The sequence below is a fragment of the Mycobacterium sp. SMC-18 genome, assembly GCF_045310895.1.
Classification (GTDB): Bacteria; Actinomycetota; Actinomycetes; order Mycobacteriales; family Mycobacteriaceae; genus Mycobacterium.
The window spans coordinates 19993-41070 of record NZ_JBJIAL010000018.1; the positions used below are offsets into that span (position 1 = coordinate 19993).

The 21078-nt window shown below is 66.3% G+C and carries 18 protein-coding genes and 1 pseudogene; 13 read left to right on the top strand and 6 right to left on the bottom strand.

Features of this window, described 5'->3' with window-relative positions:
• The first annotated feature begins 24 nt into the window (after positions 1–24).
• The 4 genes from ACJH6J_RS17195 (at position 25) to ACJH6J_RS17210 (ending at position 4487) form a co-directional block, all read left to right on the top strand.
• Positions 25–1539: a bifunctional 3-(3-hydroxy-phenyl)propionate/3-hydroxycinnamic acid hydroxylase gene (locus tag ACJH6J_RS17195; protein WP_061003455.1), complete on the top strand. Its 1515-nt coding sequence runs from the start codon at positions 25–27 to the stop codon at positions 1537–1539.
• A complete protein-coding gene (locus tag ACJH6J_RS17200) occupies positions 1536–2405 on the top strand; it encodes an alpha/beta fold hydrolase (RefSeq protein ID WP_061003453.1) in 870 nt (289 codons plus the stop codon). The genes ACJH6J_RS17195 and ACJH6J_RS17200 overlap by 4 nt, the downstream gene beginning before the upstream one ends.
• Positions 2402–3385 carry a VOC family protein gene (locus ACJH6J_RS17205; protein ID WP_061003451.1) on the top strand — a complete coding sequence of 328 codons (984 nt, stop codon included), beginning with the start codon at positions 2402–2404 and terminating at the stop codon, positions 3383–3385. The genes ACJH6J_RS17200 and ACJH6J_RS17205 overlap by 4 nt, the downstream gene beginning before the upstream one ends.
• A gap of 73 nt (positions 3386–3458) precedes the next feature.
• Positions 3459–4487, top strand: coding sequence for an amidohydrolase family protein (locus ACJH6J_RS17210; RefSeq protein ID WP_212812400.1), 1029 nt, complete (start codon positions 3459–3461; stop codon positions 4485–4487).
• 222 nt (positions 4488–4709) lie between these two features.
• Here ACJH6J_RS17210 and ACJH6J_RS17215 read toward each other — a convergent pair whose 3' ends face one another.
• Positions 4710–6011, bottom strand: a complete 1302-nt coding sequence (locus ACJH6J_RS17215; RefSeq protein WP_406801929.1) for an acyl-CoA dehydrogenase family protein — start codon at positions 6009–6011, stop codon at positions 4710–4712.
• 86 nt (positions 6012–6097) lie between these two features.
• Positions 6098–6495: pseudogene (locus tag ACJH6J_RS17220) on the bottom strand (hypothetical protein).
• Between the two features lie 195 nt (positions 6496–6690).
• Between ACJH6J_RS17220 and ACJH6J_RS17225 the strand changes: the two are divergent.
• Positions 6691–9543, top strand: a complete 2853-nt coding sequence (locus tag ACJH6J_RS17225; protein ID WP_406804260.1) for an RND family transporter — start codon at positions 6691–6693, stop codon at positions 9541–9543.
• Here ACJH6J_RS17225 and ACJH6J_RS17230 read toward each other — a convergent pair.
• On the bottom strand, positions 9519–10130 hold the full coding sequence (locus ACJH6J_RS17230) for a TetR/AcrR family transcriptional regulator (protein ID WP_406804261.1): 612 nt from the start codon (positions 10128–10130) through the stop codon (positions 9519–9521). The genes ACJH6J_RS17225 and ACJH6J_RS17230 overlap by 25 nt on opposite strands.
• A gap of 93 nt (positions 10131–10223) precedes the next feature.
• On the opposite strand from ACJH6J_RS17230, the gene ACJH6J_RS17235 reads away from it, so the two are divergent.
• Genes ACJH6J_RS17235 through ACJH6J_RS17260 form a run of 6 tightly spaced genes read left to right on the top strand, consistent with a single transcriptional unit; the run spans position 10224 to position 15016 of the window.
• Positions 10224–10748 carry a DUF4242 domain-containing protein gene (locus ACJH6J_RS17235; RefSeq protein ID WP_212814904.1) on the top strand — a complete coding sequence of 175 codons (525 nt, stop codon included), beginning with the start codon at positions 10224–10226 and terminating at the stop codon, positions 10746–10748.
• A complete protein-coding gene (locus tag ACJH6J_RS17240; protein WP_406804262.1) occupies positions 10745–11767 on the top strand; it encodes an acyl-CoA dehydrogenase in 1023 nt (340 codons plus the stop codon). The genes ACJH6J_RS17235 and ACJH6J_RS17240 overlap by 4 nt, the downstream gene beginning before the upstream one ends.
• Positions 11743–12462: an ABC transporter ATP-binding protein gene (locus tag ACJH6J_RS17245; RefSeq protein WP_406804263.1), complete on the top strand. Its 720-nt coding sequence runs from the start codon at positions 11743–11745 to the stop codon at positions 12460–12462. The genes ACJH6J_RS17240 and ACJH6J_RS17245 overlap by 25 nt, the downstream gene beginning before the upstream one ends.
• Positions 12459–13613 (top strand): ABC transporter substrate-binding protein, encoded by a 1155-nt coding sequence (locus ACJH6J_RS17250; protein ID WP_406804264.1) that lies wholly within the window; start codon positions 12459–12461, stop codon positions 13611–13613. The genes ACJH6J_RS17245 and ACJH6J_RS17250 overlap by 4 nt, the downstream gene beginning before the upstream one ends.
• Positions 13610–14416, top strand: a complete 807-nt coding sequence (locus tag ACJH6J_RS17255) for an ABC transporter permease (RefSeq protein WP_406804265.1) — start codon at positions 13610–13612, stop codon at positions 14414–14416. Before ACJH6J_RS17250 ends, ACJH6J_RS17255 begins: the two co-directional genes overlap by 4 nt.
• 9 nt (positions 14417–14425) lie before the next feature.
• Positions 14426–15016: a 2-C-methyl-D-erythritol 4-phosphate cytidylyltransferase gene (locus ACJH6J_RS17260; RefSeq protein WP_406804266.1), complete on the top strand. Its 591-nt coding sequence runs from the start codon at positions 14426–14428 to the stop codon at positions 15014–15016.
• A 451-nt stretch (positions 15017–15467) separates the two neighbouring features.
• On the opposite strand, the gene ACJH6J_RS17265 is transcribed toward ACJH6J_RS17260, so the two are convergent.
• From ACJH6J_RS17265 to ACJH6J_RS17275, 3 genes are all read right to left on the bottom strand, one after another.
• Positions 15468–17243, bottom strand: a complete 1776-nt coding sequence (locus ACJH6J_RS17265) for a toxin glutamine deamidase domain-containing protein (RefSeq protein WP_406804267.1) — start codon at positions 17241–17243, stop codon at positions 15468–15470.
• A gap of 21 nt (positions 17244–17264) precedes the next feature.
• On the bottom strand, positions 17265–17591 hold the full coding sequence (locus ACJH6J_RS17270; protein ID WP_406804268.1) for a DUF2563 family protein: 327 nt from the start codon (positions 17589–17591) through the stop codon (positions 17265–17267).
• 220 nt (positions 17592–17811) lie between these two features.
• Entirely contained in the window at positions 17812–18534 is a 723-nt protein-coding gene (locus ACJH6J_RS17275; protein WP_406804269.1) for a 2-C-methyl-D-erythritol 4-phosphate cytidylyltransferase, read from the bottom strand.
• A gap of 159 nt (positions 18535–18693) precedes the next feature.
• Here ACJH6J_RS17275 and ACJH6J_RS17280 point away from each other — a divergent pair, with 159 nt between their 5' ends.
• Both ACJH6J_RS17280 and ACJH6J_RS17285 read left to right on the top strand, forming a co-directional pair.
• On the top strand, positions 18694–19896 hold the full coding sequence (locus tag ACJH6J_RS17280; RefSeq protein WP_406804287.1) for a low temperature requirement protein A: 1203 nt from the start codon (positions 18694–18696) through the stop codon (positions 19894–19896).
• A 101-nt stretch (positions 19897–19997) separates the two neighbouring features.
• Positions 19998–20723 carry a DUF1906 domain-containing protein gene (locus tag ACJH6J_RS17285; RefSeq protein ID WP_406804270.1) on the top strand — a complete coding sequence of 242 codons (726 nt, stop codon included), beginning with the start codon at positions 19998–20000 and terminating at the stop codon, positions 20721–20723.
• Positions 20724–21078: the final 355 nt, after the last annotated feature.

Sequence of the window (21078 nt, forward strand, 5' to 3'; positions counted from 1 at the left end):
TACAGAACAAGTGGGAGGCTCCCAATGAGCAGTGCAGACACCTACGACGTCGCCGTTGTCGGGTACGGCCCCACAGGCGCCACGGCCGCCAACCTGCTGGGCCAACTCGGTCTGAAGGTCGTGGTGATCGAGCGGGACCCAGATATCTACAGCCGGGCGCGGGCGATCTCGACCGACGAGGAGGTCCTCCGCGTCTGGCAGTCGGTGGGCCTGGCCGAGCGGCTCCAGCGCGACATGCTGCCCGACCGTCCGGTCGCGTTCGTCGACGCCGACGGGCGCCCGTTCATCGAAACGGTGATCTACGGACGCGGGTGCGGCCATCCGTCGCAGCAGTTCCTGTACCAGCCGGCGGTCGACTCGGTGCTCCGCGAAGGGGTGGCCCGGTTCGCCAACGTCGAGGTGCTGCTGGAGCATGAATGTCTGCGGGTGACCAACCGGGCCGACGGCGTCGAGCTGCTGCTCGCCGACCTGTGTGCCGACGCCTTCAAACGGGTGACGGCCCGCTACGTCATCGCCTCGGACGGTGGCTCGTCGGCGACGCGCGGCGTGCTCGGCATCGGGTACAGCGGACGCACCTACGGCGAGCGCTGGGTCGTCATCGACACCAAGGTGATCAAGGAATGGGATGCACACGACCGCTTGCGGTTTCACTGCAACCCCGCACGTCCGACCGTTGACTGCCCGACGCCGCTCGGGCATCACCGGTGGGAATACCCCGCGCGAGGATGCGAGGACGAGAAGAACCTCACCAGCGACGAAGCGGTGTGGAAAGTGCTGGGCGAGCAGGGCATCACACCCGAGCACGTCGAGATCCTGCGCGCCGTCGTCTACAGCCACCACGTACGGGTAGCGGACCGCTGGCGCGTCGGACGGGTATTCCTGGCCGGCGATGCCGCGCACGCCATGCCGCCGTGGATCGGCCAGGGGATGTCCGCCGGCGTCCGCGACGCCGCCAACCTGTGCTGGAAACTCGCCGCGGTGCTGCGCGGTCAGGCGCCCGACGCGCTGCTGGATTCGTATGCCGCAGAACGCAAGCCGCACGTCACAGAGGTCACCCGGCGTGCGGTGCTGGTCGGCCGGATCATCACCGAGCGGCGGCCATGGCTGGCCGCCATCCGCAATCACGTCGTGCGGGCGCTGACCAGGATTCCCGGGGCCAATGCCGCGGGTCAGAAGTTCTGGTGGATACCTGACGCCCACTACGACGACGGCTTCTTCGCGACCACGCACCCCGCGGTGGGCTGGCAGATCCCGCAACCCACGGTGGGCGGCGTGCTGCTCGATGAGCTGCTCGGCGGGCGCTGGACGGTGCTGCACACCGGCGCCGTGCCGACCGGGGCGGCAGCCTGGACGGCCGCCGGCGCGTCGACCCTGCAGATCACCGAACCGAGCCTGGTGCGGTGGCTCCGTGACCGCAAAGCCGACGCCGTCGTCCTCCGCCCGGACGGATTCGTCTACGCCGCAACCTCATCCGGACAACCACTCCCGGCTCCGCCGGCCGGACTGAGCCTCACCACCCTGACAGGAGCATCAGCATGACCGCCACCCTCACCGAACACACCATCACCGTCGCCGGCCGGAAGATCTTCGTCGCCGAAGCGGGATCCGGCCCCGCGGTGCTGCTGCTGCACGGCGGTGGCCCGGGCGCCTCCGGTGCCAGCAACTACTCCCGCAACATCGACGCGCTCGCCAAGCGCTACCGCGTCCTGGTACCCGACATGCCCGGCTACGGGCGTTCGTCGAAGGGCATCGACAAGTCGGATCCTTTCGGCTGCCTGGCGGACGCGATGCGGGGCCTGCTCGACGAATTGGGCATCAGCACAGCGCATCTGGTCGGTAACTCCTACGGCGGCGCCGCGGCACTGCGGTTGGCGCTGGACACCCCGGGCCGTGTCGGCAAGCTGGTGCTCATGGGCCCCGGCGGTATCGGGACCACCCGCGGGCTGCCGACGGATGGCCTCAACAGTCTGCTGGCGTACTACGGCGGCTCGGGCCCCAGCCGTGAGAAGCTGGCCACGTTCATCCGCAATTACCTGGTCTACGACGGTGACTCGGTGCCCGACGAGCTGATCGACCTGCGCTACACGGCATCCATCGACCCAGAGGTGGTGGCTAATCCGCCGCTGAGTCGACCGTCGGGACTGTTCGCGCTGCGGACGCTCTGGCGCATGGACCTGACGCGTGACTCGCGGCTGGCCGCGCTGCAGACGCCGACGCTGATCCTGTGGGGGCGCGACGACAAGGTGAACCGGCCCTCGGGTGGACCCATGCTGCAGAACATCATGCCCAACGCCGAGCTGGTCATGACCAGCCGCACCGGACACTGGATGCAGTGGGAACGCGCCGACCTCTTCAATCAGATTGTCGACGAATTCCTTTCGGACAGCACGGTATTCCGGCCATGAGCGTCTTCGGCAACGTATCGCTCGGCTATCTTGTGGTCGAGACGGAGCGATTCGCCGACTGGCGCCGCTTCGGTCGCGACGCGATCGGCATGCACCTCGATGATCTCGACACCGATGCCCTCCGCTTCCGGCTCGACGAACAACAGTGCCGGTTCCTGCTGCGGCGCGGTCCGGCCGAGGATGTCACCACGCTGGGCTGGCAGGCCGACGACCATGAGACCTTCGAGGAAATCCTCGGCCGGGTGCACCGGTGCGGCGTGCCCGTCACCGTCGGCACCGCCGAGGACGCCGCGCTGCGTGGCGTCGAGCGCCTGATGCGGATTCCCGGCCCCAACGGGCTGGCACAGGAGCTGTACACCCGGGCGCACATCGACGGACAATTGTCTGTGGCTGGAAAGGGCTTTGTCACCGGCGAGTTCGGACTGGGACACGTCGCCGTCACCAGCACCAGGCCACACCAGATGCGCGGTTACTACAACACCTTGCTCGACGCCCGGCTCAGCGACTTCATCGACGAAACCATGAGCGGCGTCAAGGTCAAGATCCGGTTCCTGCGAGTCAATCGGCGCCACCACTCCGTGGCGATCGCCGCGGTGAATCGGTTGCCGATCAACCCGATTCGGACCCGCGTGCAGCACCTCAACATTCAGGTCGCCGAGTTGGACGATCTGACGGACAGCTACCAACGCGTGCGAGCACTGGGGTTCGACATGGCCCTGGGCGTCGGGCAGCACACCAACGACCGCGAGCTGTCGTACTACGCCGTCACCCCCTCAGGTTTCGAGTGGGAGGTCGGATGGAACCCGCTGGTGGTCGACGAATCAACCTGGAAACCGACGACTCACCAGGGCATCAGCATCTGGGGCCACGAGACGCAGTCCAGCGTCGACAAGCTCGGGCAGTTCACGACCGCGGCCAGGTCATTGCTGCACCGCGAAGACACCGTCCCGGCGCTCGCCGGGGCGGGAATCCCCGACTAGTCCCGGGATTTGTGCACGATTTTCCGCGGTGAGCGCGGAATATCGTGCACGAATCGCCGGAGGAGGAAACATCATGAACCGTATTGATACCCACCACCACATGGTGCCGCCCGACTACCGAAAGGCGTTGGACCAGGCGGGCATCGCCGACGCCGGCGGCCGGGCGATGCCGGACTGGTCCCCGGAAGCGTCCTTGGACACGATGGCCAAGCTCGGTGTCGCGACCGCCATCCTGTCCGTGTCCGCACCGGGCACCACGATGCTGCCGGCCGCGGCGGACGCGGCCGCATTGGCCCGCGATGTGAACGACTACAGCGCCGAACTCGTTGCCGCCCAGCCGGATCGGTTCGGGTTCTTCGCCACCTTGCCGTTGCCGCACCTGGATGCCGCCGTCGCCGAAGCCGTGCGCGCACTCGACGAATTGAATGCCGACGGAGTGTTCCTGCTGGCCAACAGTGTGGGAACCTACGTCGGCGCGCAAGGCCAGGACGCGTTGTTCGCGGAGCTCGACAAGCGTTCGGCCGTCGTCTTCATCCACCCCGCCGAGCTGCCCGGCCCCACGATCGACGGCGTGATGCCGTTCGCCGCCGACTTCCTGCTGGACACCAGCCGCGCGGCGTACCTGCTGGTGCGCAACGGCATTCGCCGCCGCTACCCGAACATCCGGTTCATCCTGAGCCATGCCGGCGGCTTCGTCCCATATGCGTCCTACCGCATGGCCATGGGCATCACGAGTGACGTCGGCGGCAGCCCGGCCGATCACCTCGACGACTTCGCGAGCTTCTACTTCGATACCGCGCTGTCGTCCACGGCGGCCGCGCTGCCGTCGCTGCTGGCCTTCGCCAAGCCTGGTCACGTGACATTCGGATCGGACTTCCCGTTCGCGCCGGTCGAGGTCAGCCAGCTGTACGCGGCCGGGTTGGAGTCGTACGGGGGACTGGACGACGCCGGGCGGCGCGCTATCGACCGCACCAACGCGCTGGCACTGTTCCCGCGGCTGGGCAGTGCCCCTGCGCCGGTGGCGCCGTCGCTGGTTGCGCAGGCACAGCACGCCGCGAGCCGCGTGGTGATGCGGGGCGTCACTCGGCTATTGGCGCGGTAGGTCGTCGCCTCGCGCCAGCGGACCTGGCTGTGCATGTACTTCGGGCTGGGGTCGTCATCATGTGCTGACATCGTCAACGCATGATGACAATGTCAGCCGAAGATGACGGGTCTGGATCGCAAGTGCCGCAGGAGAGCTCGACACGCCGATGCGATACGATCAGGCAGCAGTCAGTGTGTCGGTGAACAGCTCGCGCGAGCACGACCGCGGCGGGCCGGCCGGCTAGAGATTTCCGACTTCCAGCTCCAGGTACTCCGCGTACTTCGCCTGTGCCGCTTCGCGTTTGCCCGGCAGCCATTCCGTCGGCCACAGCTCGTCGGTGCCGGTGTAGTCCCGCAGCACCTGCTTGGCGACGGTGACCTTGTGGACCTCGGTCGGTCCGTCGGCGAGCCCCATCACGGCGGCGCCGGCGACCATACCGAGGAACGGCACCTCGTTGGTGACCCCGAGTGCGCCGTGGATTTGCATTGCGCGCCACGCGATGTCGTGCAGCACCGTCGGCATCACGACCTTGACGGCGGCGATGTCCTTGCGCACCTTCTTGTAGTCGTTGTACTTGTCGATCTTCCACGCCGTGTGCAGCACGAACAGCCGGAACTGTTGCAGCTGCGCCCACGAGTCGGCGATGTAGCCCTGCACGGCCTGCTTGTCGGCCAGCAGGCTGCCGGCGGTGTGCCGCGACAGCGCGCGCTCACACATCATGTCGAGGGCCTTCTGCGCCAGCCCGATGGTGCGCATCGCGTGGTGGATCCGTCCGCCACCCAGGCGGGTCTGCGCGATGACGAAGGCCTGGCCCTCGCCGCCGAGGACGGCCGAATTCGGTACGCGCACATTGTCGTAATGGATCAGGGCGTGCGAGCCGTGGCCGTCGGATTCCCCGTAGATGGCCGAGTTGCGGATGATGTTGACGCCTGGCGTATCGGTCGGCACGAGGAACATCGACATGCCCTGGTAGGGACTGACGTCGGGGTTGGTCACCACCATGACGATCAGGAACGTCGACGTCGAGGCGTTGGACGAGAAGAACTTGTACCCGTTGATGACCCAGTCGTCGTCGTCGCGGACCGCGGAGGTCGTGAACTGCGTGGGGTCGGCACCGCCCTGCGGTTCGGTCATCGAGTAGCAGGAGAAGACCTCGCCGTTCAGCAACGGCCGTAGGTACTGCTCCTTCTGCTCCGGGGTGCCGTAGTGCGCGATGATCTCGGCGTTGCCGGTGTCGGGCGCCTGACAGCCGAAGATGATCGGCGCCCACTGCGACCGGCCCAGAATCTCGTTGAGCAGCGCCAGTTTCAGCTGCCCGTAGCCCTGCCCGCCGAGTTCGGGGCCAAGGTGCGTGGCCCACAAGCCTTTTCGGCGCACCTGTTCCTTGAGTGGGTCGACGACCCGGCGCCGGGTCTCGTCGAGCGCGGTGTACTGCAGGTGCGGCCAGATGAGGTCGAGCGGCTCGACTTCGTCGCGCACGAAGGCGTCGGCCCAGTCGAGGAGTTCCTGGAACTCCGGATCGGTTTCGAAATCCCAAGCCATCCGGCCTCCTTCAGTTCAGCCACGCGGCAGAAACGCACCCGTCTCTGTTTAACGCACAGGGACGGGTTTGGGAACGGCCGCGAGGATTATGCGCTCGCCAATGAATAGGTGTTGGCGAGGTTGTCCTGTGTGACGTGCGCGGCCTCGGTCGTGGTGTCGATGCGCAGCGGGCTGGTCAGCGTCGAGGTCCGGTAGCTCCAGCCGTCGGGCAGCTGCAGCCGCGTGCCCAATGCGGGCAGGTCCGCCAGCGACAGCGCCGGGTCGACCGTCTGGCTCCATGACTGCATGACCCAGCGCTGCCCGTGCGGGTCGAGCAGCTCGAAGACCGGCCGCCCGGCGCCGAACACGAACACCACGCGTCGTGCGGGCAGTCGTTCAACGGGAAGGTGTTGAACACCGCGACCTGCGGCCCCGTCGGTGTCTGGGACACCAGCAGCACCTCGCCGTAGCGCTTGCCGAAGGTGTCGGCCGAAGAATTTTCCACACCGTCAACGCTACGGCCGAAATCGGGCGGAAAGTGCCCGATTTGTCCCATTTCGTGGGAGGTCGGAGGCCTTTTTTGACCGCCGCTATGGATAAAAGTTTGGTTAGCTAGGTATATTTCGCGCGACAGTGATTTTGTAACGCCGCCGAGCTCCATATCCATGGACCTACCGGGCCTGATGGAAGGGTGCCCCGAGTGAGTGCCACCAACACCGAGCGATCCAAGATCGGTCACCTGATCTGGGTCCTCGCGGTGCCCATCGTGATCGGCTGGTTTGCCGTCAACGTCGCCACGAACACGCTGGTCCCGCCGCTGGAGAAGGTCGGTGAGGCGCACACCGTCGGGCTGAGCGCCAAGGACGGCCCGGCGATGGTCTCGATGAAGCAGATCGGTGCGAACTTCCAGGAGTTCGACTCCGACAGCAACGCGATGATCGTTCTCGAGAGCGACCAACCGCTCGGCGCCGAGGCACACCACTACTACGACGGTCTCGTCGCCAAGCTGACGGCCAACACCGCGCACGTCGAGCATGTCGCGGACTTCTGGAGTGACCCGCTCACGGCCGTGGGCTCACAGAGCGCCGACGGCAGGGCCGCGTACGTCCAGGTCTACCTCCGCGGCAACCAGGGGGAGACCAAGGCCAACGACTCGGTCGCCTCGGTCCGGCAGATCGTCGCCGACTCCAAGCCGCCGGCCGGCCTCCACGTGTACGTCACGGGTGGCGCCCCGCTGGTGTCAGATCAACACCACGCCGGCGACAAGAGCGTCACCAAGGTCACGATCATCACCCTGGTGGTGATCGCCGTGATGCTGCTGTTCGTCTACCGGTCGATCATGACGATGATCCTGACCCTGCTGATGGTGTTCCTCGAACTCGGCGCCGCCCGCGGCGTCGTCGCGTTTCTGGCCGACACCAACATCATCGGGCTCTCGACCTTCGCGGTGAACCTGCTGACCCTGATGGTGATCGCGGCGGGCACCGACTACGCCATCTTCGCGATCGGCCGCTACCAGGAAGCGCGCGGCGACGGAGAAGACCGCGTGCTGGCCTACGACACGATGTTCCGCGGGACGGCGCACGTCGTGCTGGGATCGGGTTTGACGATCGCCGGCGCCATGCTCTGCCTGAGCTTCACCCGGCTGCCGTACTTCCAGACCATGGGCGTGCCGTGTGCGATCGGCACCCTCGTCGCGGTCATCGCGGCGCTGACGCTCGGGCCGGCCGTCATCAAGATCGGCAGCCGATTCGGGCGCTTCGAGCCCAAGCGCGCCATCCAGTCCCGCGGGTGGCGTCGCGTCGGCGTGCTGGTGGTGCGTTGGCCGGGACCGGTGCTCGTCGCCACACTCGCGCTCGCCCTCGTCGGACTGGTGACGCTGCCCGGCTACAAGACGAATTACGACGCGCGCCGCTACGTGCCGGCCGACCTGACCGCCAACGTCGGATACGCCGCCGCGGAAAGGCATTTCAGCGCCTCGCGGATGAACCCCGAGCTGCTGATGGTGCAGAGCGACCACGATCTGCGGAACTCGGCCGACTTCCTGGTGATCAACAAGATCGCCCGGGCCATCGTGCACACCCCGGGCGTCGCGCGGGTGCAGACGATCACCCGCCCCGACGGAAAACCCATCAAGCACACCACGATTCCGTTCATCATGGGCATGCAGGCCGTCACCTCGAAGATGACGGAGAAGTACCAGCTGGACTCGATGGCCAACATGCTGCAGCAGGCCAACGACATGCAGGTCAGCATCGACACGATGACCAAGATGCAGGCCATCACCACGCAGATGGCCGCCACGACGCACGACATGTCGATGAAGACGGCCAACATGGCGCTCGACGTCGCCGACCTGCGTGACCACATCTCCGATTTCGACGACTTCCTGCGGCCCATCCGGAACTACCTGTACTGGGAACCGCACTGCTACGACATCCCGATGTGCTGGTCCACGCGGGCGCTGTTCGACACCCTCGACGGCATCGACGTCATGACCGACGACATCCAGACTCTCGTCCCGGATCTGATGAAGATGGACAAGCTGACGGCCGAGATGGTCACGGTGATGCCGCCTCAGATCGAGGTCATGAAGGACATGAAGCAGTACATGCTGTCCATGTATCAGACCCAGAAGGGTCAGGTGGATCAGCGTGCGGCGTCGTCGGACAACGCGGCGGCGATGGGCGAGGCATTCGACAACTCGCTCAACGACGATTCCTTCTACCTGCCGCCGGAAGCCTTCGACAACAAGGACTTCAAGCGCGGCATGAAGAACTTCATCTCGCCGGACGGCAAGTCGGTGCGCTTCATCATCCAGCACGAGGGTGACCCGGCGACGCCGGAGGGCATCGCCCATGTCGACCCGATCAAGCAGGCCGCCAAGGAAGCCATCAAAGGCACGCCGCTGGAGGGCTCCAAGATCTACCTGGCCGGTACCGCCGCCACGTACAAGGACATGCACGACGGCGCGCAGTACGACCTGATGATCGCCGGAATTGCCGCGGTGTCACTGATTTTCGTCATCATGCTGCTCATCACCCGGAGCATGGTGGCGGCGGGCGTGATCGTCGGCACCGTGCTGCTGTCGCTGGGTGCGTCGTTCGGCATGTCAGTTCTGTTGTGGCAGCACCTCGTCGGCCTCGAGCTGCACTGGATGGTGCTGCCGATGTCGGTGATCCTGTTGCTCGCCGTGGGCTCCGACTACAACCTGCTGCTGGTGTCCCGGTTCAAGGAAGAGCTGCCGGGCGGCCTGAAGACAGGCATCATCCGTTCGATGGCGGGCACCGGATCGGTCGTCACTTCGGCGGGTCTTGTCTTCGCGGCCACCATGGCGTCCTTCGCCTTCAGCGACCTGAAGGTCATGGCACAGGTCGGTACCACCATCGCGCTGGGCCTGCTGTTCGACACCCTGATCGTCCGGTCGTTCATGACACCGGCCATCGCGGCGCTGCTGGGCAAGTGGTTCTGGTGGCCCAAGCGCGTCCGCCACGAGGCCTCCGAGCGGCGACTGGCGGCCATCGGGATTCAGCCGGCGGCTGCGGGTAAGTAGCTCGTGATGAGCTCCGCGGCCATCTGACGGGCCAGCACGATGGGCGCCGCCGACCGCTCGAGTTTCGACGCGGTGAGGGCGCCGTCGTATATCAGCTGGATGCGCAGGGCGACCGCCGCGGCGTCGGGCACCTCGGCGTCCCGTAGCAGCTCGCTCAGCAGCCCGTGCATCCACAACCGGTGTGCCCGTACCGGTTCCAGGGTGTCGCCCGGGAATTCGGTGGCCGCGTTGGCGTAGAGACAGCCCCGGAACTGGCGCTTGCGTGCCGCGGCGGCCGCGAGGTCGAAGAACGCCAGCAGCTTTTCCACGGGGTCGACGATGCCGGAAGTCTCCGATTCCCAGCGGTTGCGATCAGCCTGATCCAATCGGTTCAGGTACGCGATCACCAACGCGTCCTTCGACCCGTACGAGCTGTAGAGGCTGGCCTTGGCGACGCCCGCCTCGCGCAGGATGGTGTCGATGCCCACAGCGCGAATGCCCTGCGCGGCAAAGAGATTCGATGCGGTGTCGAGCAGTCGCTGGGCCGGTCCGGCGGTGTCGGTGCGGGACGCCGGCCGGTCCGGGCGGGGGGTGCGGGTCGCGCTCATAGCTGCACCATAGCCGAGAAACCTTGATAGACAGACCGGTCTGTTCATGCGAGCGTCGTGATGTCATCGACGCCCGACGAACAGGAACACACCGTGACGCTGTACCTCTACGAAATCGCAGGACTGCCCGGCCGGGCCGAGGTCGACCAGGCCATCAAGACCGTCGACGCCGAAGTGCACCGGGCCGGCGGCGAACTCATCGAGGCTCAGGTGACCGGCCAGCACCGGTTGTTCGTCGTTGCTGAGCTCACCGGCGGTCCGCTGCAGATCGAGGCGTCGTCGGTCGGGGCGGCCGAACTGACCGGTCCGCACGAGGTGCGGCTCGTCGGCGCGGAGTTGGACCAGCTGAAAGCCATCCGCCCCACGGCCGGATACCTGGTCGAGTGGGACCTGCCCGCCGACCTGGACATGGACAGCTACCTGAGCCGCAAGAAAGCCAACGCGCCCAAATACGCGGAGGTGCCCGAAGTCAGCTTCCTGCGCACCTACGTGCGGGTCGACATGGACAAGTGCCTGTGTTTCTACGACGCGCCGGACGAGGACGCGGTACGGCGGGCGCGCGTGGCTGTGCAGACCCCGATCGATCGGTTGTACGGACTGGAAAGCGGTGGACAATGACGACTTTGGTATCCGACGACGTCGCAACCCGACTGGCGGACGTCACGGCCGGAGTGGACGCCCGGGCCGGTGACCTCGACGCGGGGCAGACCGACGTCCGTGACGACCTGCGCGCCCTCGGCGCGGCCGGATTGTTCGGCCTGCCGGACCTGCCCGACACGGTGCGGGTGATCGAGCAGGTGTCGGCGGTGAGTCTCGCCGCCGGATTCTCGGCCTGGGCGCACCAGATGGCGATTCACTACCTCGCCGACCGGCCGGACCTGTCGGAGGCGTTGCGCACCGCACGCCGTCCCGGCGTGACCGCCATGGCCGCCGGGCTCAAGCATGTGGCGGGCCTCGGACAGCTCCCGATCTTCGCGGGGGAGACGCGTCGTGGTCTGCGGCTCAACGGACCGATCCGCTGGGCATCCAACGTCTTTGACGACGCGTTGATCGTACTGCCGGCACGGACGGCCGCCGGCCGGCTGTATGTCGTCGCGGTCGACGTGAGTGCGGTCGGCGTCGTGATCGATCCGGCGCCCGCGCTGATGGCGTTGGGCAGCACCGGGTCGACATCGCTGCGCCTGGAGGAGGTCGAGGTGCACGCCGACCGCATCATCAGCGCCGACCTCGCCGGCTTCGTCCGCGGGATCAAGCCGACGTTCCTGCTGTTGCAGACCGCGTTCTGCGTCGGCGTCACCGGGGCGGCGCTGACGGCGGCCGGCCGGGCGACCGACGGCCTGGCCGCCCAGTTCGACGGCGACCTCGCCGACCTGGTGTCGCAGGCCGAACGCAATCGTCGACGGCTGTACGAGTTCGCCACGGCGCCAGGGGAAGCCGATGTGGCCGAGGTGATCCGGCTCCGACTGGACGCCGCCAACACCGCGGTGGGGGCGACCCGGCTGGAGTCGGCCCTGGCCGGTGGCCAGGGCTATCGCGCGGGGACGGCGGCCAACCGCCGGTTCCGCGAAGCAGCTTTTCTGCCCGTGCAATCACCATCGGAAGGACAACTCAGGTGGGAACTGAAGCAGTACGGATAGCCGCGGGCACCAAGCGATTTGGCGACAGCGTCGTTCTCGACGACATCGATCTTGCTGTCGAGTCCGGAGAATTCGTCGCGGTTCTCGGGCGTAGCGGCAGCGGGAAGTCGACCCTGCTCCGGGTGCTGGCCGGCCTGGAATCGCTGAGCTCGGGAACCGTCAGCTGGCCCGCCGGCGGCGAGCGTCCGCACATCGGGGTGGTCTTCCAGGACGCGTTGCTACTGCCGTGGCTGACGGTGCAGGGCAACGTCTCCTATGCAAAGCGATTCGTGCACCGGCGCAAGGGATTCGACGCGGATTACGCGGCAGAGCTGATGCGCCGGTTCGGCGTCGACGGACTGGCCGACCGCTATCCCGACCAGCTGTCCGGCGGGCAGGCCCAGCGGGTGGCCATCCTGCGCGCCGTCGCGACCCGGCCCCAGGTGCTTCTGCTCGACGAACCGTTCAGCGCGCTGGACCCCGCGACGCGTGCCGACCTGCAGCAGTGGTTGGCCACACTCACAACCGCATTGGGCGTGACGGTGCTGCTGGTCACCCATGACGTCGAGGAGGCGCTGGCCCTGGCGCAGCGCGTCGTACTGCTGGCGGATGGCGGCCGCATTCAGCGTCAATGGCGCCTGGGCGAGGCGGACCGGTCGGGTCTGCGTGACGAAATCCTCAGCCATTACCGGGTTTCCGAACTGTGGGTGGCATGAGCAGACTGCTGATCTCGCGACGGCGGGCCCTGATCGCCGCAGCCGCGGCCGCCGGTGGCGCCTTCGGCCTGGCGGACCTGGCGCACAGTGCCACAACCGACTCGAGCGCCGGCGGGCCGCTGCGCGTGGGCTATCTGCCGATCACCGACGCCGCACCGCTGTTGCTGGCGCATTCCGCCGGGTTGTATCCGGCCGGTGTCGGCAAGCCGGTCCTGTTCCGGAGCTGGGCGGCGCTGGGCGAAGCATTCCTGAACCGCCAACTCGACGTCGTGCACCTGCTGATGCCGATGGCGGTGCAGCTGCGATATGCGCTCGGTGGCGGTGTCCGCGTGCTCGGCTGGAACCACACCAACGGCTCGGCACTGACGGTCGCCCCGCACATCCGGGAGTTACCGGACCTGGCCGGCTCGCAGCTCGCGATTCCGTTCTGGTGGTCGATTCACAACATCGTGCTACAGAAACTGTTGCGGGCCAACGGATTGCAACCGGTGATCCGGCGGTCGGCGTCGCGGACCGACCGCACCGTCGAGCTCGTCGTGATGAGCCCGTCGGACATGGTGCCGGCGCTGGCCACCGGCACCATCGGCGGCTACGTCGTCGCCGACCCGTTCAACGCGATGGCGCAGACCAAGAAGATCGGGCGCATCCACACCTTCCTGGGCGATGTGTGGCGCGACCATGCCTGCTGCGCCCTGGTGACTCGCGACGACGTCATCACCAGTCGGCCGGCGGCAGTGCAGCAGCTCACCGATGCCGTTGTGACGGCGCAACTCGCGCTGTCGAACGACCGGAAGGCGGCTGCGGCCAAACTCGGCGGCGGGCGATACCTGCCCCAGCCCGTGCCGGCCATCAGCCTGGCGATGACCTATCCCACCGCGCCCTACCCGCTGCATCACCCGGAGTGGCAGCCCCAGCGGCTCGGCTTTCAGCCGTTCCCGTTCCCGAGCTTCACCAGTGAACTGGTGTCGGCCATGCATGACACCGTCATCGACGGCGACCGGCGTTTCCTCGACAGGTTGGACCCCACCACCGTGCACGGTGACCTCGTCGACGACACCTTCGTCCGCAATTCCATTCAGGCCCATGGCGGTCCGGCCGCCTTCGGCCTCAGCGGTGGCTACACCCGCACCGAGCAATTGGAGCTGACATGACCACAACAACCGTCCGTGCGGTGATCGATCCGCCGGCGGCGGTGCGCCGCTGGGCCCCGCCGGCCGGCGCCGTCGTCGTCGCGGTCGGTCTCTGGTGGTTGACGACGACCGTGCTGTCCGCGCCGCATTCACTGCTGCGCCAGGCCGCACCACAACGCGTCGCGCCTGCGATCGTCGACCTGTTCGCCCGCGGCGTGCTCCTACCCGACATCGGGATCAGCCTGTGGCGCTTGGTGATCGGTCTGGCGGTGGCGGTCGTCATCGGGATTCCGGCCGGCCTGCTGCTCGGGCTCAGCGCCACGGCCGAGCGGGCGGCAGCGCCGCTCGTCCAGTTCGTGCGGATGATCTCGCCGCTGTCCTGGGCGCCCATCGCGGTAGCGGTGTTCGGTATCGGCAACGAGCCGGTGATCTTCCTGATCGCGGTGGCCGCGGTGTGGCCCGTGTTGATCAACACCGTGGCCGGGGTCCGTGCCGTCGACCCGGGTTACCTGGACGTGGCGCGGTCGTTCCACGCCACCCGCTGGGAGCTCGTCACCGCCGTGGTGTTGCCGGCCATCCGGGGACAGCTGCAGACGGGTGTGCGCGTGGCACTGGGCATCGCCTGGGTGGTGCTGGTCCCGGCGGAAATGCTCGGTGTGCGTTCGGGTCTGGGCTACCAGGTGCTCAACGCCCGCGACCAGCTGGCCTATGACCAGGTGGTCGCGGTGATCGTGGTGATCGGAGCGCTGGGATTCCTGCTGGATGTGGTCGCGCGGCGGCTGATTTCTCCGGAGCGGCCAGGGGTAGCACCCAACCGGCGATAGGGTGGCGTGGTGACTCTTTCGGCGATCGTGACCGTGCCCACGTCGCTGACGGCGGCTGACTTCACCGCGCCGATCGCGGGGGAACCGGCTTTGGTGCGGGCGGTACGCGCGGTTCGCCGTGTGGCGCCGGTATCGGTGGTCGTCGCCGAAGGGCTGATGGGTGCCGCGGCGGAATGCCTTGCGGCTCATGGCTTGCGTGACGTGCCTGTGCACACCGCGCCGGGGCTTCCCGCCGAGGGGGACGCGATCCTGGTGCACGATGTCCGCTACCCGCTGGCTCCCGCCGAACTGGCGGCACGCGTGGCGGCGGCATTACCGGACCACGACGTCGTCATCCCGATCCTGACGATGACCGACAGCGTGAAAAGTGTTGCCGCAGAAGGCATTGTGCTGGGCAACGTGGACCGGTCGGAACTCGTCACCGCGCAGTACCCGCGGGGCTACAGCTCCGCGGTGCTGGCCGGCTTTGCACCCGACGACCTTCCCGCGCTGCTCTCGGCCGGTCTCAACGTCGGTACCGTCGACGGCGACCCCAACGTCTTCGCGGTCGACCTCGCGCATGACCGGGAACTGCTGGAAGCGATTGTCAGCGCCGGCTGAGCGGCGCTCGACGAAGGTGGCGGGCGGTGCCGCCTGTCCAAACACGATGCTGGCTCATGCTGAACGTATTGGGACTACCGCGCGCGCCCGTCCGGGCGTGGGAGCGTCGCCGCCGCTGCCCGTCAGCTTCTTTCATCAGACTTGATCGGAGAGCATCGTGTGCCGTCGGGACTGACGGCAGACGGCATCTACTATTCGTGCTTCTGATGTAGGGCAGCGAATGCCTCGCGTGGCGTCCTCCTCCCAGAGTTCCAGGCATCCAATGCCTGATCCGGACTGATATAGGACGCGAAAAACAGGACCGAAAGATCTGGACCCACCAACACCGATCCAACTCCCCGGACGTCGCTCGACACACGGATAATACCGTCGCGCACGTCGTACGCTCGTTCTGCCGCAACCTCCGGGCTGATGTTCAAGCATTCAGCCGCTACGGCGATTTGTTTGGAATTCACTTTCTCACACCCATATCCCAGTTCGTGACCGGATACCCAGGGAAATCCATGTTCGGAGGCCATCCAAGCACTTGACCGGTCTGCCCGTCGATGGCATAAACATTCTTTCCGTCGTAGTACGCATTAAACCAGTGGCCAGCAACGCCGCCAGCGCGATCAACTCCAACTACGGTGTGCGCACCAGCGCCTTGATCGATTAGATACTGCTCAATTTGAGCAGGTGTGGCCGGCACTTGCTTAAGGCCGGTCGCGGCCTCCATCTCTGCGACCGATAAGGTACCGAGCCCCGCCGATGCGTCCGGAACCGCGCCCGACAATCGCTGTTCGACTGCAAGTGCGCACTGACCACAGTTCACCGCACGTGCAGGGTCGAAGGGATCCATTCCTGGTCCGTGGTTGATCTCGGGCAGCCAATGTCCGATATCAGTTATTGATGGAGGCTCTGTGGGTGTACCCGCTGGATACGCGTCGAACACTCCGTGAAGGCCGCCTGGGCGAAGCCGTTCTTCCGCCATCGCCGCTTGAGCCTCGGCGGCAGTCATAGCATGCGGCAGCACGTCGCTCGCAGCAATGGGCGCAGCCGTCACGTCAAATCCTTCCTTGCTCAGCAGCCGCTTAAGACCCTGAACGCCCAGTTCCCCCGCCGCTTTCACTCCCGCCGCAGCTTCGGGCGCGCCGACAGCCGCGGTCACCGCGTTGAACAACAACTCATCGTCAGGTGTAACCCGGCCCTGGTCCAGCCGGCTCATCCCGACCAACTTGCCATCCTTGAACGTGTAGGAGGTCTGGCGGGCCTGATCAAAAATCTGGCCGCTGCCGTTCTTGAGCTGGCCATACAGCTGAGCTGGCAGGCCGTCGACGGTGTAGTCGCCCAGCAAATGGCCGTCGGCGCCAGCCGCGACGGCCTTCGGGTCAAGCTTCGAGTAATCGGGAATATTGCCCAAATCGTCTAGCGCAGAAGCCAACTCGGTTCTGAGCTGGCGAGTCTTCGCTAGCGCAGCGTCACCTTCTGGTGTCCCTGGGCCGTGCACATACGCATCAGCCGCCGCCCGATCGAGCGCCTTCTGAATCGCTCGCACTTTGGCCATCTGATCGATCACGGCCTGGTCTGTGAGCCGCTTCAATTCATCCGTCGCCTGCTGAGCCGCAGGATCAACGAGCGGAATGTCAGGTACTTCCGGCGCCAATGGCGAGCCATTGGCCTTCAAGACGGTTTCGGCTTCGGCGAGCACCGCGGCATATGTGGACCGCAACCCCTTGATCTCGTCGCCGGCGGTCTGGACGAATTGGATGGCCAGAGCCTTGGCCGCTTCCAGGGTGTTCTGTGCCCCCGTCGGATCGGTCGCCGCGCGGCTTTCAGCGGCATCCATCTGCTCGTCGATCGCATGGAGTTGCTTTTCCAGTGCCGCAATGTCCGTGTCGGCAGCACGCTGCGCTTTGGCCAACGCCGCGGCGATCTGTTCGTACTTGGCGCCGATCACCTTCAGCTGATCACGATGTGCCCCGACCGATGTGGTGATCCGCCGAACCTCGGCAGACTCGTTGATCGGACTGTGCGCCCCATCGGAGACCCAGGCGTCTCGAAACTGCTTGCGGGCGCTCTCGAAATCGCCATCGACCTCACCCGCAGCCATGCCCGCCCGATGCACACCATCAGCAATCGCATCGATTTTCGCAGGATCACCTGCTTGCAACGACTTGTCGATCAGCCACGGATCAATGCCTGCCGCACCCGCAAGCTCGTCACGAGTGAAATGCTTGAATTCCCCCACCAGACGCCCTCCTACGCCCGGTTAATCACCTAGATGCATCAGCCGATCAATCGCCTCGGCCGATGCTGCGTCAGCTCCGGTGAAGGCTTTCGAAGCGTCTTGGCCCTTACCTGATAAGCCCGACAATCGATCGCGGTGCGCCGCAAACTTTTCCACATGATGGGCATGCACTTGTGCGGCTAGCGCGTGAAACCCATGCGCCTCACCGAAGTCGCCGAATATTCCTGCATCCATGGTGATTTCCTGCAGCGTTCGCGCCCCAGAAGACGCAGAGGTCGCCGCATCATTGCAGCGCTCCGCGCCGGCATTCAAGCCTTCGGGCGTCACGAACAGGCTTTGACCGGCCATGGCACCACCATACCCGCGCCGCGAAGGCCTCCTGACGCGAATATTGGGGCGCACTCCGCCCCTGGCTACACCGAACGTGCAATGACACGCAGGGGCGGTATCCACGACAACCCAACCTTCGGCAGAACACGGCGTTGCAAGAAGCGCACCACCCATAATGTCGACACCACTGAATCTGGTGTCCCGATCGAAATGGGCATTGCTCGCGCAATGTTGTTCGTCATTTGCGATGACGCGGTTCGGTTCGCCGGCCGAGCAGGGTCTCCGCGACCTGCACGTCGTGTGCGAATGTGACTTTGAAATTCTGGGCCGAGCCGGCGATCGCGTGGACCTCGATGTCAGTGAACTTCTCCACACACGACGACGTGTCGGTGCCCTCGAAACCGGCGGCAGCTGCGTCCCGGTAGGCCCGCCACAGTGGCGCGGCCCGGAATGCCTGCGGCGTCTGCACCCGAACCAGCGCCTGATCGATGGCGCTGAGGCCGCCCTCCGTCAGGCGCAACACGTCGCCCGACGGCAGCACCGGAATGGCACCGCCCCGCTCTCGCGCCGTGGTGACGGCGGTGTCCATCAGGTCGGCACCGGCCAGCGGGCGGGCGGCGTCGTGGATCAGCACGACGTCGACCGTGCCGGCTTCGATGTCCGCCGCGAGGTAGCTCAGCACGTTGTGTTCGGAGCCGTGCCGGGTGTCGCCGCCTTCGACGAATTCGACTGTGGTTCCTGGGAGTTCGTCGGCCATGAGCGCCGCGACCTGGTCGCGCTCACCGCGCCGGAACACCAGGATGGTGCGGGCGATCTGGGGACCGGCGGCCACGGCCGCCACCGACCACGCCACCATGCTGCGGCCGGCCAACTGCAGATACGCCTTGTTGCCGTCGGCCCCGACACGCGATCCGATACCGGCGGCAAGAACGACGCCGACGGCGATCGGGGGAGCGGACACGTCTTCACGGTAGTGGGACGGGAGCGGGGATCTGCGGCAGGCTTACCGTGACGCGGCCCGGACGGGGCCCGGATTCGCTGAAGGGACCACGGCATGGATGGGGCCGAACAGAACGCTCCTGACCCACACAGTTCGGTACGCGCACATCGGTTGACGCCGATGCGGGGCCGCGATCCGCACGAAAGGCACCGCGTCGCGACGCCTCTGGAGCTGCTGTTCGACCTGACCTTCGTCGTGGCGTTCGGGGTCGCGGCGTCGGAGCTGTCGCACATGCTGGCCGCGGGCCACGTCGGCGCCGGCATCACGGGTTTCGTGTTCTCCACCTTCGCGATCTGTTTGGCGTGGATCAACTTCACCTGGTTCGCCTCGGCGTATGACACCGATGACTGGGTGTTCCGGTTGATGACGATGGTCGAGATGGTCGGCGTGCTGGTCCTGGCACTCGGCCTGCCCGCGTTCTACGCCTCGATCGAGCACGGCCACCACGTCGACAACGCGGTGCTGGTCGCCGGCTACGTGGTGATGCGAATTGCCTTGGTGGGGCAGTGGTTACGCGCCGCGAAGCAGGACCCCTCGCGACGCGCGGCGGCGATGACGTACGTCTGGATCGTGGCGGTCGTGCAGGTGGGCTGGGTCGGGACGGTGTTCCTGCCGACGAGTGTGCCGGTGACCCTGGGCGCGTGGGTGCTGCTGGCATGTATCGAACTGGGCGGCCCGATGATCGCCGAGACCAAGTGCGGCGGAACCCCGTGGCATGCCCATCACATCGCCGAGCGCTACGGACTGCTGGCCATCATCGCGCTCGGCGAGGGTGTGGTCGGGACGGTGGCCTCGCTGTCTGCGGTCGTCGGCGAGCACGGTTGGTCGTGGGACGCCGTACTGCTGGCGATCGCGGGCACGGCCCTGACCTTCGGCATGTGGTGGGTGTACTTCATGGTGCCGTCGGCCGACGCCCTGCATAAGCACCGCGAGCGGGGCTTCTGGTTCGGCTATCTGCACATGCCGGTGTACGGCGCCATCGTCGCGACCGGCGCGGGCCTGCACACTGCTGCGTACTTCATTCAGCACCACTCGGTGCTGGGGTCGGTGGCGACGGTGCTCAGTGTGGTGATTCCGGTCGCCATCTACATCGCGTTGGTCTACGTGCTGTATGCGCTGATGCTGCGCTCGGTGGACGCCCTGCACGTGCTGCTGGTGGTGCTGACCGCCGTCGTCCTGATCGCGACCGTGGTGCTGGCCGGCGTCGGGGTGCCGATGGCGCTCTGCCTGTTGGTGGCCAGCCTGGCGCCGATGGTGAGCGTGGCCGGGTTCGAGATCATCGGGCACCGGCACGTCGCCGCGGCGGTTGCGCGCCAGACGTGACGGCGATGCGATCGTCTCGACGCCCAGCGGGTGCTACTGGGACACGAGCACACTGGTGTGGCTAACGGGCCGGAAGAGGTAGCTGTCATATCCTGAGACGCGTGGCAATTTCGCGTCGTGACCTGCTGAAATACGCTGCAGCCGCGCCGGCCGCGCTCGGCCTCGGAGCCGGGTTGCAATCGGTGCTCGGCGCGACGACTGCTTCGGCGGCCCCGTACGGAGTGTTGCTGGACTATGCGGCGGGGGTGCTCAGCGCCGCCGATATCCGGTCGGCCGGGGCCGTCGGCGCCATCCGGTATGTCTCGGACCGGCGGCCCGGCGGGGCGTGGATGCTGGGCAAGCCCATCGAGCTGCCGGAAGCGCGCGACCTCTACAAGGGCGGCCTGAAGATCGTCTCCTGTTACCAGTACGGGAAGGAATCCACGGCCGACTGGCTGGGCGGCCACGCCGCCGGCGTGCAGCACGCCCAGCGCGGGTTCCAGTTGCACACCGCGGCGGGTGGTCCGGTCGGAGCGCCGATCTACGCGTCGATCGACGACGATCCGACTCCGGCCCAGTACAAGGCGCAGGTTGCGCCTTACCTCCGCGGCTGGGAATCGGTCTTGGGTCACCAGCGGGTCGGGGTGTACGCCAACTCCAAGACCATCGAGTGGGCCGTCCAGGACGGTCTGGGGTCGTACTTCTGGCAGCACAACTGGGGCTCGCCCGGTGGGGCCGCACATCCCGCGGCGGCACTGCATCAGGTCGAGATCGACAAGCGCCATGTCGGGGGAGTCGGGGTCGACCTCAACCACATCCTCAAGCCACGCTTCGGACAGTGGGACTGACGGGCGCGCAGATTACCGCTCAGTAGTTAGCTGGCGCCCAGCTCTAAGAAAACGAGATCAAACCGCAGCAAATGGCGGCTCGGTAACTTACCGCCTGTATAGACACACAGACCGTCATTGTCGAGTGTTTTCTGGAACGGGTCTTTTCCTACTCATTAGTAAGGTCCGGCACCGTCACAAGCATGGTCACGATTTGATAACAATACCGCTTTGATCTGCGATATTGCCCCTACTCGACCGTAACCACCCGCCAGCAGGACGTTTGTCCTGTTGGGTACGGGCAGTCCCACGGCGCGGTGTTACCCGCTTAGGTGGTTACCGATCCGTAGAACTCGTTGGTAACCATTTCGGGCCG

Bases quoted from the DNA above. Each gene is read 5' to 3' on its own strand.
- ACJH6J_RS17195 (WP_061003455.1), top strand. From the start codon at position 25: ATGAGCAGTGCAGACACCTACGACGTCGCCGTTGTCGGGTACGGCCCC.
- ACJH6J_RS17200 (WP_061003453.1), top strand. From the start codon at position 1,536: ATGACCGCCACCCTCACCGAACACACCATCACCGTCGCCGGCCGGAAG.
- ACJH6J_RS17255 (WP_406804265.1), top strand. From the start codon at position 13,610: ATGACCACAACAACCGTCCGTGCGGTGATCGATCCGCCGGCGGCGGTG.
- ACJH6J_RS17280 (WP_406804287.1), top strand. From the start codon at position 18,694: ATGCGGGGCCGCGATCCGCACGAAAGGCACCGCGTCGCGACGCCTCTG.
- ACJH6J_RS17250 (WP_406804264.1), top strand. From the start codon at position 12,459: ATGAGCAGACTGCTGATCTCGCGACGGCGGGCCCTGATCGCCGCAGCC.
- ACJH6J_RS17230 (WP_406804261.1), bottom strand. From the start codon at position 10,130: ATGAGCGCGACCCGCACCCCCCGCCCGGACCGGCCGGCGTCCCGCACC.
- ACJH6J_RS17240 (WP_406804262.1), top strand. From the start codon at position 10,745: ATGACGACTTTGGTATCCGACGACGTCGCAACCCGACTGGCGGACGTC.
- ACJH6J_RS17205 (WP_061003451.1), top strand. From the start codon at position 2,402: ATGAGCGTCTTCGGCAACGTATCGCTCGGCTATCTTGTGGTCGAGACG.
- ACJH6J_RS17210 (WP_212812400.1), top strand. From the start codon at position 3,459: ATGAACCGTATTGATACCCACCACCACATGGTGCCGCCCGACTACCGA.
- ACJH6J_RS17215 (WP_406801929.1), bottom strand. From the start codon at position 6,011: ATGGCTTGGGATTTCGAAACCGATCCGGAGTTCCAGGAACTCCTCGAC.
- ACJH6J_RS17270 (WP_406804268.1), bottom strand. From the start codon at position 17,591: ATGGCCGGTCAAAGCCTGTTCGTGACGCCCGAAGGCTTGAATGCCGGC.